Annotated in this window: 13 protein-coding genes and 1 other RNA gene; 5 read left to right on the forward strand and 9 right to left on the reverse strand. The window is 69.5% G+C overall.

Annotated features, from left to right (window positions below):
- The first annotated feature begins 123 nt into the window (after nucleotides 1–123).
- Complete coding sequence (locus ACXYMW_RS05255) at nucleotides 124–819, forward strand: SIMPL domain-containing protein (protein WP_459034247.1); 696 nt, start codon at nucleotides 124–126, stop codon at nucleotides 817–819.
- A gap of 13 nt (nucleotides 820–832) precedes the next feature.
- Here the strand turns inward: ACXYMW_RS05255 and ACXYMW_RS05260 are convergent, their stop codons facing one another.
- From ACXYMW_RS05260 to ACXYMW_RS05285, 6 genes are all read right to left on the reverse strand, one after another.
- Complete coding sequence (locus ACXYMW_RS05260; RefSeq protein WP_459034248.1) at nucleotides 833–1,114, reverse strand: ribbon-helix-helix domain-containing protein; 282 nt, start codon at nucleotides 1,112–1,114, stop codon at nucleotides 833–835.
- Nucleotides 1,115–1,124: 10 nt separating this feature from the next.
- Nucleotides 1,125–1,313 carry a DUF4169 family protein gene (locus tag ACXYMW_RS05265; RefSeq protein WP_459034249.1) on the reverse strand — a complete coding sequence of 63 codons (189 nt, stop codon included), beginning with the start codon at nucleotides 1,311–1,313 and terminating at the stop codon, nucleotides 1,125–1,127.
- 159 nt (nucleotides 1,314–1,472) lie between these two features.
- Nucleotides 1,473–2,867: a class II fumarate hydratase gene (gene fumC / locus ACXYMW_RS05270; protein WP_459034250.1), complete on the reverse strand. Its 1,395-nt coding sequence runs from the start codon at nucleotides 2,865–2,867 to the stop codon at nucleotides 1,473–1,475.
- A 112-nt stretch (nucleotides 2,868–2,979) separates the two neighbouring features.
- Nucleotides 2,980–3,450, reverse strand: coding sequence for an SspB family protein (locus tag ACXYMW_RS05275; protein ID WP_459034251.1), 471 nt, complete (start codon nucleotides 3,448–3,450; stop codon nucleotides 2,980–2,982).
- A gap of 177 nt (nucleotides 3,451–3,627) precedes the next feature.
- Nucleotides 3,628–3,980, reverse strand: a transfer-messenger RNA (tmRNA) gene (gene ssrA / locus ACXYMW_RS05280).
- Between the two features lie 57 nt (nucleotides 3,981–4,037).
- Nucleotides 4,038–4,394, reverse strand: coding sequence for a DUF4345 family protein (locus ACXYMW_RS05285; protein ID WP_459034252.1), 357 nt, complete (start codon nucleotides 4,392–4,394; stop codon nucleotides 4,038–4,040).
- 113 nt (nucleotides 4,395–4,507) lie between these two features.
- Between ACXYMW_RS05285 and acuI the strand changes: the two genes are divergently transcribed.
- The gene (gene acuI, locus ACXYMW_RS05290; RefSeq protein WP_459034253.1) at nucleotides 4,508–5,500 is read left to right on the forward strand and encodes an acryloyl-CoA reductase; all 993 of its coding nucleotides are present in this window, start codon (nucleotides 4,508–4,510) and stop codon (nucleotides 5,498–5,500) included.
- Between the two features lie 217 nt (nucleotides 5,501–5,717).
- Entirely contained in the window at nucleotides 5,718–7,373 is a 1,656-nt protein-coding gene (locus tag ACXYMW_RS05295) for a BCCT family transporter (RefSeq protein ID WP_459034254.1), read from the forward strand.
- 77 nt (nucleotides 7,374–7,450) lie between these two features.
- On the opposite strand, the gene ACXYMW_RS05300 is transcribed toward ACXYMW_RS05295, so the two are convergent.
- From ACXYMW_RS05300 to thpD, 3 genes are all read right to left on the reverse strand, one after another.
- A complete protein-coding gene (locus ACXYMW_RS05300; protein WP_459034255.1) occupies nucleotides 7,451–8,005 on the reverse strand; it encodes a lipid-binding SYLF domain-containing protein in 555 nt (184 codons plus the stop codon).
- A gap of 144 nt (nucleotides 8,006–8,149) precedes the next feature.
- Complete coding sequence (hemB, locus tag ACXYMW_RS05305) at nucleotides 8,150–9,148, reverse strand: porphobilinogen synthase (protein WP_459034256.1); 999 nt, start codon at nucleotides 9,146–9,148, stop codon at nucleotides 8,150–8,152.
- A gap of 81 nt (nucleotides 9,149–9,229) precedes the next feature.
- On the reverse strand, nucleotides 9,230–10,180 hold the full coding sequence (gene thpD / locus ACXYMW_RS05310; protein WP_459034257.1) for an ectoine hydroxylase: 951 nt from the start codon (nucleotides 10,178–10,180) through the stop codon (nucleotides 9,230–9,232).
- 119 nt (nucleotides 10,181–10,299) lie between these two features.
- Between thpD and ACXYMW_RS05315 the strand changes: the two genes are divergently transcribed.
- A complete protein-coding gene (locus ACXYMW_RS05315; protein WP_459034258.1) occupies nucleotides 10,300–10,827 on the forward strand; it encodes a component of SufBCD complex in 528 nt (175 codons plus the stop codon).
- A 33-nt stretch (nucleotides 10,828–10,860) separates the two neighbouring features.
- Entirely contained in the window at nucleotides 10,861–14,328 is a 3,468-nt protein-coding gene (mfd, locus tag ACXYMW_RS05320; RefSeq protein WP_459034259.1) for a transcription-repair coupling factor, read from the forward strand.
- Nucleotides 14,329–14,468: the final 140 nt, after the last annotated feature.

Consider the following 14,468-nt stretch of genomic DNA (forward strand, 5'->3'; position numbering starts at 1 on the left):
CTTGGCCGTCACGGCGCGCGCCTCAGGCGCGGTTCTGCCGATCCTTGCAGGGTGACTTGCAGCTGCCGCCGCCGGGGGCAAGACTGCCTGCGAACTCCTTGCTGATCGGGAAAGGACCCTGCGATGCGCGCGATGACACTGGCCGTTCTCTGCCTCGGACTGGCGCTTCCGGCCGCCGCCCAGGAGATCGCGCCCGAGACCGGCCGCCTGACCGTCACCGGCAGCGGCGAGGCGGCGGCGGCGCCGGACATGGCGACGCTGACCATCGGCGTCAGCGAACGCGCCGATACTGCCGCGGCGGCGATGGATGCGACCTCGGCGGTCACCGCGCGGCTGCTCGAGCGGCTGGCGGAATTCGGGGTCGCTGCGCGCGACGTGCAGACCGGGTCGCTGTCGCTGAACCCGGTCTATGCCGAACCCGACGGCCCGCGGCAGGCGCCCGAGATCGCGGGGTTCGAGGCCGGCAACATGCTGACCGTGCGGCTGCGCGAGATCGACCGGGTCGGCGCGGCGCTGGCGGCGCTGCTCGACGACGGCGCCAACGCGCTGCACGGCATCGCCTTCTCGGTGGCCGATCCCGAGCCGCTGCTGAACGAGGCGCGCCGCCGGGCGGTGGCCGATGCCAGGGCGCGGGCGGAACTCTATGCCGACGCCGCCGGGGTGGGCCTGGGCCCGCTGGTGGAGCTGCGCGGCGAGACCGGCCGCCCGCCGCATCCGATGCCGATGGCCGAGATGCGCATGGCCGCCTCGGTGCCGGTGGCCGGCGGCGAGACCGGTTACAGCGCCGAGGTCACGCTGGTCTACGAGATCGCGCCCTGAGCGCGTTCCCGGCTCAGCGCGCAGCGTCGCCGCGGCCGGCGCCCCGGCGGTAATGGTCGAGCACGAAGAGCCGGATGGCGGTGGCCAGCCCGGTCTCGAGCCCGCGCGCCGCGTCGATCCGCGCGGCCAGCAGATTGACCGCGACGCCGCGCTCGCGGGCGATCTCGCGGAAGGCCTGCCAGAAGGCGTCCTCGAGCGACACGCTGGTGCGGTGGCCGCGCAGGGTCAGGGAGCGCTTGACCGGGCGGCCGGCGGCGATGGCGGCCGGGATGTCGTCATGCGGGGGCTGGGACACCGGCGCGGTCTCAGCTGTCCTGGGGATCGTCGCGGCGATGGCCGTCGAGATGCGCCCGGGCGCGCGCGGCGGCATCGTCCTCGCGCTGGCGCTGCGCCTTGCTGCGCCCGAACTTCGCGGCATTGGCGTCGCCCGCGGCGCGTTTTTGTGCGCGGGCGCGGGCCTTGCGCGCCTGGTTGAGATTGGTGACCTTGCTCATGCTCGCTCTCGACCGCGTCCTGCCTGCTCTGGTCCGGGGCGCGGGTCGGGCCCGCGGCGGGTCACAGGATGCGCCGGGGCCGGGCGCGCCGCAAGCCGTTGCGCGGCCGGGCGGCGGCGGGGGCGCGCGGCACGGCCGGCCGCGCGCCCCCGATCGGTCTCAGTCCTTCGGGCCGATCATGTCCTCGGGGCGGACCACCCGGTCGAAGGTCGCCTCGTCGACGAAGCCCAGCTTGACCGCCTCCTCGCGCAGCGTGGTGCCGTTCTTGTGCGCGGTCTTGGCGACCTTGGTGGCGTTGTCGTAACCGATGGTCGGGGCCAAGGCCGTCACCAGCATCAGGCTTTCCTTCATCAGCTTTTCGATGCGCGCCTCGTTGGCCTCGATGCCCACGACCATGTTGTCGGTGAAGGCGGAGGCCGAGTCGCCCAGCAGCTGCATGCTCTGCAGCACGTTGTAGGACATCATCGGGTTGTAGACGTTGAGCTCGAAATGGCCCTGGCTGCCGGCGAAGCCCACCGCCGCGTCGTTGCCCATGACATGCGCGCAGACCATGGTCAGCGCCTCGGCCTGGGTCGGGTTGACCTTGCCCGGCATGATCGAGGAGCCGGGCTCGTTCTCCGGCAGGATCAGCTCGCCCAGCCCCGAGCGCGGGCCGGAGCCCAAGAGCCGGATGTCGTTGGCGATCTTGAAGAGCGAGGCCGCGACGGTCTTGAGCGCGCCTGAGAACATGACCATGGCGTCATGCGCGGCCAGCGCCTCGAACTTGTTGGGCGCGGTGACGAAGGGCAGGCCGGTGATCTCGGCCATGTTCTTCGCGACCATTTCGGCCCAGCCCTTGCGGGTGTTGAGCCCGGTGCCGACGGCGGTGCCGCCCTGGGCCAGCTCGTAAATGTCGGGCAGGCAGGCATTGACGCGCTCGATCCCCTTGCGGACCTGGTGCGCGTAGCCCGAGAATTCCTGGCCCAGTGTCAGCGGCGTCGCGTCCTGGGTGTGGGTGCGGCCGATCTTGATGATGTCGGCGAAGGCGTCGCGCTTGGCCTCGAGCGCCGCGGCCAGCTTCTCCAGCCCGGGCAGCAGCACGTCGCGCGCCTGCATGGCGATGGCCACATGCATGGCGGTCGGGAAGGTGTCGTTCGAGGACTGGCCCATGTTGCAATGGTCGTTGGGGTGGACCGGTGTCTTGGAGCCCATCTCGCCGCCCAGCATCTCGATGGCGCGGTTCGAGATCACCTCGTTGGCGTTCATGTTCGACTGGGTGCCGGACCCGGTCTGCCAGACCACCAGCGGGAAATTGTCGTCGAAGCGGCCCTCGACCACCTCGCCGGCGGCGGCCACGATGGCCTCGCCGATCTCGCGGTCGATGGCGCCGAGTTCCAGATTGGCTTGGGCGCAGGCCTTCTTGACCACCCCGAGCGCCCGCACGATCGGCACCGGCTGCTTTTCCCAGCCGATCGGGAAGTTCTTGATCGAGCGCTGGGTCTGGGCGCCCCAATACTTGTCGGCGGGCACCTCGAGCGGGCCGAAGCTGTCGGTTTCGGTGCGGGTGGCGGTCATGTCGTCGTCCTCGTCCCTGGATACGGTCGCGCGGGGGATAGCGCGGCCTGCCGGGCCGGGCAACGGGGATCGGCCGGGCGCGGCGGCGGAGACGACAGGATCGGCGGCGCGGCTACTTGCGGAACGAGTCGAGGCTGACCACGTCGGCCTCCTTCTGGGCCGCCGGGGCGTCGTCGTCCTCGGCCTCGGGTTCCGGCGCCGGGCGCGGCCCGCGCTCGCCCAGATCGCTTTCCTGGGTCTCGAAGCGCAGCCCGAACTCCACCGACGGATCGACGAAGGTCTTGATGGCGTCGTAGGGAATGTAGAGCCGTTCCGGCGCGTCGCCGAAGTTCAGCGACACCGCGAAGCCCTCGTCAGTGACGTCGAGATCCTCGAACCAGTGCTGCATCACCACGGTCATTTCGCCCGGATAGCGGTCGGACAGCCAGTCGGCGATCTCCACGTCGGGGTGGCCGGTATCGAAGGTGATGAAGAAGTGATGCTCGCCGGGCAGGCCCTCGGCCGCGACGCCGGTGAGCACCTCCTGGATGAGGTTGCGCATCGCGCGGTGCATGAGGTTGCCGTAATCGATGCCCTGCGACATGGGTCTTCGCCTCTCCTGTGCCTGGACCCACCATATTCGATTTGAGGACGAGGAAAAGGGTGCCTCCGGCATTTCCCGGTCCCGGCCTCGACGCGCGGCCCGGCCCGGCCGTGACCACGGCGCGCGGCGACGGGACCGTCCCCTCGCCAGAACCAGTGCAACCGACGGCTGTGCGAAAGTGCAGGCTTCTGTTGCCAGGTGCCTGCGAACCCCGCCTTACGCTGCTAGGCGCAAGGACTTAGATTTCGGTATTGCTAACTGCTTACGCAGCCAGCGCAACCGGAGCACGATTGTCGTTGGCAATTATGCTTTACGGACCGATAACGGTGGTACCTCACCGGGACAAAGCCACACCTTTACACGTTCGTCGATCCTATTTCGGCCCCATGCCCCGCCAACGACCGGGGAGTTTGGTGGAGCCGCCGGGTACCGCCCCCGGGTCCGATCCGCTTATTACGTGCGCGTTTATGCCCATAGTCCGTTGCCGGACGCTTCCGAATATAGGCGCAAGCGCCGGCGGTGCAAAGAGGGGGCGGGGCAAAACTTCCGCCCGGGCCTCGCGGCGGCGGCGCGGCGCCCGCCCCGCCTCAGAGCGCCATGTTGGCGCCGATCAGCCACGCCGCGAAGATCGCCTCGAAGGCGAAATACCCGCCGGCCTTCTTGCGAGGCGGAGCGTCGGCGATGAGCGAGACCAGCCGCCCGGTGCCGGCGCCGAGATAGGCGATGCCCAGCATGGCATAGGCCCAGTCAGTGCCGAGGATCAGGCAGGCTGCGCCCAGCGAGACGAACATGCCGCCGGCCGAGGCGCGCAGTTCGCTCAGGCCCATATTCGTGGCGCCGGTTTTCAGGTCGAGCACGCCGGCCGTGTAGCGCGGCGCGACGAGGCCGAAGAGGCCGATCGCGATGGTGATCAGCGCCGCGGCGATGTTGAGGATGTCGATCATGGAGCACTCCCAGGGTTCGGCCGCTATCTAGGCTGGCCGCGCGGCGCTTCCATCCGCTTGCGTCACGCCGCGCGGTCCTGTCATCTGGCCCGGTCACAGATGGGAGGCGTCGCATGGTTCGGGCATTGCTGGTCGAGAAGGACGAGGACAGCGGCAAGACGCAGGCCGCGGTGAAGGACATCGCGGAGACCGATCTGCCCGAGGGCGAGGTCACGGTGGCGGTGGCACATTCGACGCTGAACTACAAGGACGGCCTGTGCCTCGGGCCGGGCGGCGGGCTGGTGCGCAAGTACCCCCACGTGCCGGGCATCGATTTCGCGGGCACCGTCGAGACCTCCGAGGATGCCCGCTACAAACCCGGCGACAAGGTCGTGCTGACCGGCTGGCGGGTCGGCGAGGCGCATTGGGGCGGCTATGCCGAGATGGCCCGGGTCAAGGCCGACTGGCTGGTGCCGCTGCCCGAGGGGCTGACCACCCGGCAGGCCATGGCGGTGGGCACGGCGGGCTTCACCGCCATGCTCGCCGTGATGGCGCTCGAGGATCACGGTCTGGCGCCGGGGCAGGGCGAGGTGCTGGTCACCGGCGCGGCCGGCGGCGTGGGCTCGGTCGCCACGGCGATCCTTGCCCATCTCGGCCACGAGGTCGCCGCGGTCACCGGCCGGCCCGAGACCGAAGCCTATCTGCGCGAGCTCGGCGCCGCCCGCATCGTGCCGCGCGGGGAGCTGGCCGAGACGGTCAAGCGTCCGCTCGAGACCGAGACCTGGGCGGGCTGCGTCGACGCGGTCGGCGGCGCCATGCTGGCGCGGGTGCTGGGGCAGATGAAATACGGCGCCTCGGTGGCCGCCGTGGGTCTGGCCGGCGGCGCCGACCTGCCGGCGCGGGTCGTGCCGTTCCTGCTCCGCGGGGTCAACCTGCTCGGCATCGACAGCGTCATGCAGCCCTACGAGAACCGCCGGCGCGCCTGGCAGCGGATCGCCCGCGACCTGCCGATGGACAGGCTCGAGGCGATGGTGCGCGAGGTCGGACTGGCGGAGCTGCCGGAACTCGGCCGCGCCATCCTGGCAGGGCAGGTGCAGGGCCGCGTGGTGGTCGATCTGAGCGCCTGAGAGCCGGGATTTGCCCCTCGGCCGGCCGGAATTGCAGAACTTTTCGAGCATACCCGGGGCCGCAAGCCGGCGCCGGGGTCGACACCCGCGCCAGATGCGTTAGGTAGCCCGCCACAACGAACCGTCAGCTTTTTTGTTCCTCGGTCGGCGGAACCCCGCCGTGCCGGGCAAAACAGCTGTCTCTTGTATGGGTAAATGGCAAAGGGAAATCCTGACTATGTCATCCTCGTCATCCGCCGACGACGTCGTCGCCGAGGGCGTGCCAGCGCCGGAAGGCAACGCCAATGTCATCGAGACCGATTACGACATCGGGCAGGACAACATTGAGGGCAAGCTCGGCCGCATCGGCTTCGACATCCACAACCCGGTCTTCGTGATCTCGGGCTCCGTGGTCGTGCTCTTCGTGCTCTACGCCCTGATCTTCCAGCAGCAGGCCTCGGACTTCTTCGGCTGGCTGCGTCCGGCGCTCACCTCGACCTTCGACTGGTTCTTCCTCGGCGCCGCCAACATCTTCGTCATCTTCTGCCTGTTCCTGATCGTGTCGCCCTGGGGCAAGGTGCGGCTGGGCGGCAGCGAGGCCACGCCGGACTTCACCTATGCCGGCTGGTTCGCGATGCTTTTCGCCGCCGGCATGGGCATCGGCCTGATGTTCTTCGGCGTGCTCGAGCCGGCCTATCACATGGCCATATCGGAGCCGCTGGGCACACCGTCGCCGATCGCCGAGGACGGCTCGATCATCGAGGCCAACGTCGCCGAGGCGTCGCGGATGGGCCTCGCCGCCACGATCTACCACTGGGGCCTGCACGCCTGGGCGATCTACGCCGTGCTGGCGCTGGCGCTGGCGCTGTTCTGCTACAACAAGGGCCTGCCGCTGACCGTGCGCTCGGCCTTCTATCCGATCTTCGGCGAAGCGGTCTGGGGCTGGGTCGGCCACATCATCGACATCCTCGCCGTCTTCGCCACGCTGTTCGGGCTCGCGACCTCGCTCGGCCTCGGCGCGCAGCAGGCGGTGGCCGGCCTGGAATATGTCTACGGCCTGCCCAACACGATCACCACGCAGGTGGTGCTGATCGCGCTGATCACCGCCGTGGCCCTGATCTCGGTGGTGCGCGGCCTCGAGGGCGGTGTGAAGGTGCTGTCCGAGATCAACATGGTGGTCGCGGCGCTGCTGCTGCTCTTCGTGCTGCTGGTCGGGCCGACGCTCCTGCTGCTCTCCGATTTCGGCACCGGCCTGCTGTCCTACGCGCGCGAGATCATCCCGCTGTCGAACCCGATCGGCCGCGAGGACGACAGCTACCGCCAGGGCTGGACCTCGTTCTACTGGGCGTGGTGGATCTCCTGGTCGCCGTTCGTCGGCATGTTCATCGCCCGCGTCAGCCGCGGCCGCACGGTGCGCGAATTCGTCACCTGCGTGCTGCTGATCCCGGCCGTGGTCTGCGTGTTCTGGATGGCGGTCTTCGGCGGCACGGCGATCGACCAGATCCTGACGAACCCCGACACCAGCGAGGTCAAGAACTACGTCATCGACAATTACAGCCCCGAGCTGTCGCTCTTCGGGATGCTGTCGGAACTGCCGCTGACCGCGCTGACCTCGACCGTGGCGGTGATCCTGGTGATCGTGTTCTTCGTCACCTCGTCGGATTCCGGGTCGCTGGTGATCGACACGATCACCGCCGGCGGCAAGGTCGACGCGCCGGTGCCGCAGCGCATGTTCTGGGCCATCTTCGAGGGCCTGGTGGCGATCGTGCTGCTGGTCGGCGGCGGGCTGAACGCGCTGCAGGCCATGGTGATCTCCACCGGTCTGCCGTTCACCGTCATCCTGCTGATGATGTGCTGGGCGATCATCGCCGGACTGCGCTCCGAACCGCGCTGAGCCGGTCCCAGGGCGTCATATGAAAAAAGGGCCCCGGCCGGATGGCCGGGGCCCTTTGCGCCTCCAGTGGCGCGGTGTCAGGGGATGATGCGGCTGTACTTGGTGCCTTCGAGCGTCGCGCCGACGCGCAGGCCGGACTGCCCGAAGATCACCGCGATCACCGGCGAGGTCGAGGTCAGCGTCTCCGCCGCCAGCGTCTCGCCGCCCTCGGGCACCGCGTATTCGATGTTCGCGCCGGCCGTCCAGCCGGGCGAGCGGCGGAAGTTCATCAGCGCGTTCTGCGTCATGAAGAACAGCACATGAGCGTATTGCTGGGCGCCGATCTGCAGCCCGCCGCTCGCCTTGGTAAGCGAGTAATAGTCGACGGTGGTGTCGTTGACGCGCAGCGCCCCGCGGCCATAGGCGCCGCCGAAGCCCAGCCCGGCCTCGGTGACCAGCGGCATGACGAGGATGCCGGCCGACTTGTTGCGCAGATCGGTGGTGCCGGGATATTGCCGGTAGAGGGTGGCGAGGGTCTGGTCGACGCGCGCGTCGATGCGCGCGGGACCGGAGCCGCCGACGGCGTTGTTGCAGGCCGAAAGAAGGCCCGCGCCGAGGGCGAGACCGAAGCCGCGTCGGGTGAAATCTGTCATGGAACCACTGCCCGTTCTGAAGGTTTTCCGCTCGGTGTCATCCGGCCGTTGCCGCCGGTTGCGCCCACCCTACCTGCGAAGGTCGGCACTGTCACCTCACAGGTGCGGATCGGCCGGCCGTGGCGCGGCGGGCCGCCGGCGGCGTTAGCCGTTCATCAGGCGCGCCGCCGCCGGGGCGAAATAGGTCAGCACGCCGTCGCAGCCGGCGCGGCGGAAGGCCATCAGGCTTTCCAGCATGATACGCTCGCCATCGACCCAGCCGCGCTCGGCGGCGCCGGCGATCATCGCGTATTCGCCCGAGACCTGGTAGGCGAAGGTCGGCGCGCCGAACTCGGCCTTCACCCGGTGGCAGATGTCGAGATAGGGCATGCCCGGCTTGATCATCACCATGTCGGCGCCTTCGGACAGATCGCGCGCCACCAGGCGCAGCGCCTCGTCGGCATTGGCCGGGTTCATCTGGTAGCTCTTCTTGTCGCCTTTGAGCGCGCCGGAGGCGCCGACCGCGTCGCGGAACGGGCCGTAGAAGGCCGAGGCGTATTTCGCCGAATAGCTCAGCAGCGCGACATTGGCGAAGCCCTCGGCCTCGAGCGCGCCGCGCAGCGCGCCGATGCGGCCGTCCATCATGTCGGAGGGGCCGATGATGTCGGCGCCGGCGCGGGCCTGGCTCAGGGCCTGGCGGACCAGCGCCTCGACGGTCTCGTCGTTGACCACGTAGCCGTCGCGGACAAAGCCGTCATGGCCGTCGATGTTGTAGGGGTCGAGCGCCACGTCGGTCATCACCGCGAGCTCGGGCACCGCCTCCTTGATCGCGCGGGTGGCGCGGTTCGACAGGTTCTCGGGGTTCCAGGCCTCGGCGCAATCCGCCGTCTTCTTCGCCGGGTCGGTATAGGGAAAGAGGCAGATCGCCGGGATGCCCAGCGCGTGCGCCTCGCGCGCCGCCTCGACCACCTTGTCGACCGAGCGGCGCACCACGCCGGGCATCGAGGCCACAGGTTCCTCGATGCCGTCGCCGTCGCGCACGAAGACCGGCCAGATCAGGTCGGCCGGGCTCAGGTGGGTTTCCTGGGTCAGTGCGCGCAGCGCCGCGGAGCGGCGGGTGCGGCGGAACCGGGCGGCGGGGAAGGGGGCCTGGACGGATTGCATGGCGGTCGGCGTCTCCAATGCGAAGGGTCGGGCGAGCCATGCATCCGGGGGGCGGGCCTGTCCACCCCCCGGAACGCTGCATCAGCCGAGCGGGCCGTCGGCGATGTCGAGCCCGTGCGGCGCCTCGCTGCGGTCGGCCAGGAAGGCCGGGCGCGGGCGGTTCGCCGCGAAGGGCGCCTGCAGCCGGTTCGACACGGCGTTGTAGACGAAGAACGCGTTCGACCGCGGGTCCGGCGTGATGTTGCCGTTCGAGCCGTGGATGGTGTTGCAGTCGAACAGGATCAGCGTCCCGGCCGGACCCTCGGCATCGGTGATGCCGTGCATCCGCGCCAGATCCGCGAGGCTCTGCTGCGACGGCGTGCCGACCTCCTGCTTCTGCAGCGAGCTTTCGTGGTTCGCGTCCGGGGTCTCGCCCTGGCAGGAGACGAAGATCTTGTGGCTGCCCGGCATCAGCATCAGCGCGCCGTTATGCGCCTTGTTATCGGTCAGCAGCAGCGAGGCCGAGATCGCGCGCATCCGCGGCATGCCGTCCTCGGCGTGCCAGGTCTCGAAATCCGAGTGCCAGTAGAATTCCTTGCCGGTGAAGCCGGGTTTGTAGTTTAGACGGCTCTGGTGGATGTAGACGTCGTCGCCCAGCAGGAACGACACGATCCCGGCCAGCCGGCGGTCGCGCGACAGCCGGTCCATCAGCGGATCCTGGGTTTCCAGCTTGAAGATGGTGCGCACTTCGTCGGTGCCGCGTTCGAAGACCACGTCCTCCTGCTTGAGGCTGCGGCCGTTGTCCCGCAGGCTCTGGGCGCGGTCCACCAGCGCGGTGACCTCGGCCGGGCTGAACAGGTTCTTCAGCACCAGGAACCCGTTGCGGTCGAAACTCTGCGCCTCGTCGCGGGTGATCGGAGCGCTGTCCGTCCAGTCGGACCACACCACGGGATCCTGACGCTCCAGCCAGCGCTCCTCATCTGGCGTCCGGGTCGGGTACAGATCCTGCGACAGGTCGGTTTCGGCGTGCCTGGCTGCGAACTCCAGAGGCATTTTCTGCTCCTTCCGTGTCATTGTGGTTGCACTGGGCCAAGTGCCGGGGCTACCGCTCGGTTCCAAGATCGTTCGGGCCTCGGCGCCGGGCGGCGGGCGGAGCGACGGGCGAGGGACGCGTGGACTGGCATCAGACGCTTTTCGAGGTCATCGACACCCGTTCCTTCTCCAATCTCTGGTTCTGGATTGCCCTGGCGGCGATCTGGTCGACCGCCAGCCACCGCGTCATCGGCGTGCCCTGGGACATGGTGGTGCGGGCCGGGCAGGGCGGCGCCTCGGCCGAGGCCGAACTCGAGGAGATGGCGCGGGTCTCGGCGGCCCGGCTGCTGCGCATCGCGCGCGAGGCCGGTCTGCTGATGACCGTGCTGGGCAGCTTCGCCCTGACCACGCTGGCGGTGCTGGGCTTCGCCTTCGGCTTCGAGATCGCCCAGGCGGTGTTCCTGCTGGCCGCACCGATGACCCTGGTCGGGCTGCTGAGCCTGCGCACGGCGCGGCGCATCCAGGCCGCGGGCTGCCGCGGCACTGTGCTGCGGCGGCGCCTCGCGGCGCATCGCCGCGCCGTGCAGACGATCGGCATGGCGGCGATCCTCGTCACCACCATGTGGGGCATGTACCGCAACCTTGTGGTGGGCCCGTTCGGCGGTTGACGCGGGCCGCGCGGAGCGCCATTTGAGCGGCCCATGGCAGAGCCTTCCTCCCTGACGATGGGAGGTGCGCCCGAAGGGTTCGACGCGCGCCTCGTCCTCGCCGAAGCCGACCGCGCCGCCGGTCCGGTGATCCATGTCGCGCGCGACGACAAGCGCTTGGCGCAGATGCGCGACGCGCTGGCCTTCTGGGCCCCCGACATGCCGGTCTTCACCTTCCCGGCCTGGGATTGCCTGCCCTATGACCGGGTCTCGCCCAATCCCGACATCTCGGCGGCGCGGATGGCGACGCTGGCGGCGCTGGTCCACGACATGCCGGGCCGCTTCGTGCTGCTGACCACGCTGAACGCCGCGACCCAGCGCCTGCCGGCGCGCACGGTGCTGCGCGAGGCGGCCTTCTCGGCCCAGGTCGGCGGCCGGGTCGACGAGGCGGCCTTGCGCGGCTTCCTGGTGCGGATGGGTTTCAGCCAGGCGCCCACGGTGATGGAGCCCGGCGATTACGCGATCCGCGGCGGCATCATCGACATCTACCCGCCGGGCGAGGCCGGGCCGGTGCGGCTCGACCTCTTCGGCGACGTGCTGGACGGCGCCCGGCGCTTCGATCCGGCGACCCAGCGCACCACCGAGACGCTCACGGCGGTGGAGCTGGCGCCGGTCTCCGAGGTCATCCTCGACGAAGAGGGCATCCGCCGCTTCCGGCAGAACTACCGCATCGAGTTCGGCGCCGGCGGCTCCGACGACCCGCTCTACGAGGCGGTCAGCGCCGGGCGCAAGCATCAGGGCATGGAGCACTGGCTGCCGTTCTTCCACGAGGATCTGGAGACGCTCTTCGACTACCTGCCGGGGGTTCCGGTCTGCCTCGACGACCAGACCGAGGCGGCGCGCATCGCCCGCTGGGAGGCGGTCGAGGACGCCTACGGCACCCGCCGCCACGCGCTCAAGGAGCGCATGGGCATGGACAGCGTCTACAAGCCGGCGCCGCCGGGCCTGCTCTATCTCGATCCGGCTTCCTGGGACGCGGCGCTGGCCGGGCGGCGGCAGGTCAGGTTCCACCCGCTGCCGCAGGCGTCGGGTCCGGGCGTGGTCGATGCCGGGGGCCGCATCGGACGGTCCTTCGCGCCGGAGCGCCAGCAGGAGAACGTCAACCTCTTCACCACCCTGGCCGACCATATCCGGGCCAAGCTGGAGACCGGTCCGGTGGTGGTGGCAAGCTATTCCGAGGGCGCGCGCGAGCGGCTGTCGGGGCTGATCGAGGATGAGGGCCTGGCCGAGACCGTGCCGATCACCGACGGCACGCGGATCGGCAAGCGCGGCCTGCATCTCGCGGTCTGGGCGCTCGAGCACGGCTTCGAGGGGCCGTGGCAGAAGGACCGCCGGATCACCGTGATCTCCGAGCAGGACGTGCTCGGCGACCGGCTGATCCGCCAGCCCAAGAAGCGCCGCAAGGCGGAGAACTTCCTCACCGAGGTGCAGGCGCTGACGCCCGGCGACCTCGTCGTGCATGTCGATCACGGCATCGGCCGCTTCCAGGGCATGGAGGTGATCACCGCCGCCGGCGCCGCGCATGAATGCCTGGTGCTGGAATATGCCGAGGGCGCGCGGCTCTACCTGCCGGTGGAGAATATCGAGCTCTTGTCCAAGTACGGCCACGAGGAGGGCCTGCTCGACAAGCTCGGCGGCGGCGCCTGGCAGGCCAAGAAGGCGCGGATGAAGGAGCGCATCCGCGAGATGGCCGACCGGCTGATCCGGCTGGCGGCCGAGCGCGCGCTGCGCAAGGCGCCGATCGTCGATCCGCCGCCGGGCGCCTGGGACGCCTTCGCCGCGCGCTTCCCCTACGAGGAGACCGACGACCAGCTGCGCGCCATCGAGGATGTCATGGCCGACCTGCAATCGGGCCACCCGATGGACCGGCTGGTCTGCGGCGATGTGGGCTTCGGCAAGACCGAGGTGGCGATGCGCGCGGCCTTCGTCGCCGCCATGTCGGGGGTGCAGGTGGCGGTGATCGCGCCGACCACGCTGCTCGCCCGCCAGCACCTCAAGAGCTTCAAGGAACGCTTCCGCGGCTTCCCGCTGGAGGTCCGTGGCCTGTCGCGCTTCATCTCCGCCAAGGAGGCCGCGCAGACCCGCGAGGGGCTGACCAAGGGCACGGTGGATATCGTGGTCGGCACGCACGCGCTCCTGGCCAAGAATGTGAAGTTCCAGAACCTGGGCCTTCTGATCGTCGACGAGGAGCAGCATTTCGGCGTCTCTCACAAGGAGCGGCTGAAGGCGCTGCGCTCGGACGTGCACGTGCTGACCCTGACCGCGACGCCGATTCCGCGCACCCTGCAGATGTCGCTGACCGGCGTGCGCGACCTGTCGATCATCGGCACGCCCCCCGTGGACCGGCTGTCGATCCGCACCTATGTCTCGGAATTCGACGCGGTCACCGTGCGCGAGGCGCTGCTGCGCGAGCATTACCGCGGCGGCCAGAGCTTCTACGTCGTGCCGCGGGTCTCCGACCTGGCCGAGATCGAGGAGTTCCTGAAGGAGCAGCTGCCCGAACTCTCCTACGTGGTGGCGCATGGCCAACTAGCGGCCGGCGAGCTCGACGACCGGATGAACGCCTTCTACGACGGCAAGTTCGACGTGCTCCTGGCCACCACGATCGTCGAGTCCGGGCTCGACATCCCGACCGCCAACACCATGGTGGTGCACCGCGCCGACATGTTCGGCCTGGCCCAGCTCTACCAGATCCGCGGCCGTGTCGGGCGCTCCAAGACCCGCGCCTATGCCTACCTGACCACCAAGCCCAAGGCGCGCCTCACGGCCACCGCGGAGAAGCGCCTGCGGGTGCTGGGCTCGCTCGACACGCTGGGCGCGGGCTTCACCCTGGCCTCCCAGGATCTCGACATCCGCGGCGCCGGCAATCTCCTCGGCGAGGAGCAGTCGGGCCAGATGAACGAGGTCGGCTACGAGCTTTACCAGTCGATGCTGGAGGAGGCGATCGCCAAGATCCGCGCCGGCGAGACCGAGGGCGTGGCGGAAACCGACGGGCAGTGGGCGCCGCAGATCAATCTGGGCGTGCCGGTGCTGATCCCGGAGGAGTACGTCCCCGATCTCGACGTGCGTCTCGGCCTCTACCGCCGCCTCGCCTCGCTCACCACCAAGGTCGAGCTCGAGGGCTTCGCGGCCGAGCTGATCGACCGCTTCGGCAAGCTCCCGCGCGAGGTCAACACGCTGCTCCTCGTGGTCCGCATCAAGGCCATGTGCAAGCGCGCCGGCATCGCCAAGCTCGACGGCGGCCCCAAGGGCGCCACCGTGCAGTTCCACGAGAACCGCTTCGCCGCCCCCGAAGGGCTGGTGGAGTTCATCAAGGAGCAGAACGGGCTGGCCAAGATCAAGGACAACAAGCTGGTGGTCCGCCGCGACTGGGGGCGCGACAAGGACAAGATCCAGGGCGCCTTCGCGATCGCCCGGGATCTGGCCGAGAAGGTCAAGGCGCGCCGCAAGGTGGAGGCCTGAGGGCGTCGGCCGGGCCCGGCGGTGGCGCGCCGATGGTTTGGCAAGTCATTGGAAAGGCGCGGATAAACGCCGCGTTGACTTGGGCGGGCCTAGTCTTTAGACGGGCGGGCGGCACGGGCAAAGGAGCGACGACTTGCGGG

It is taken from the genome of Roseivivax sp. CAU 1761, assembly GCF_054482755.1.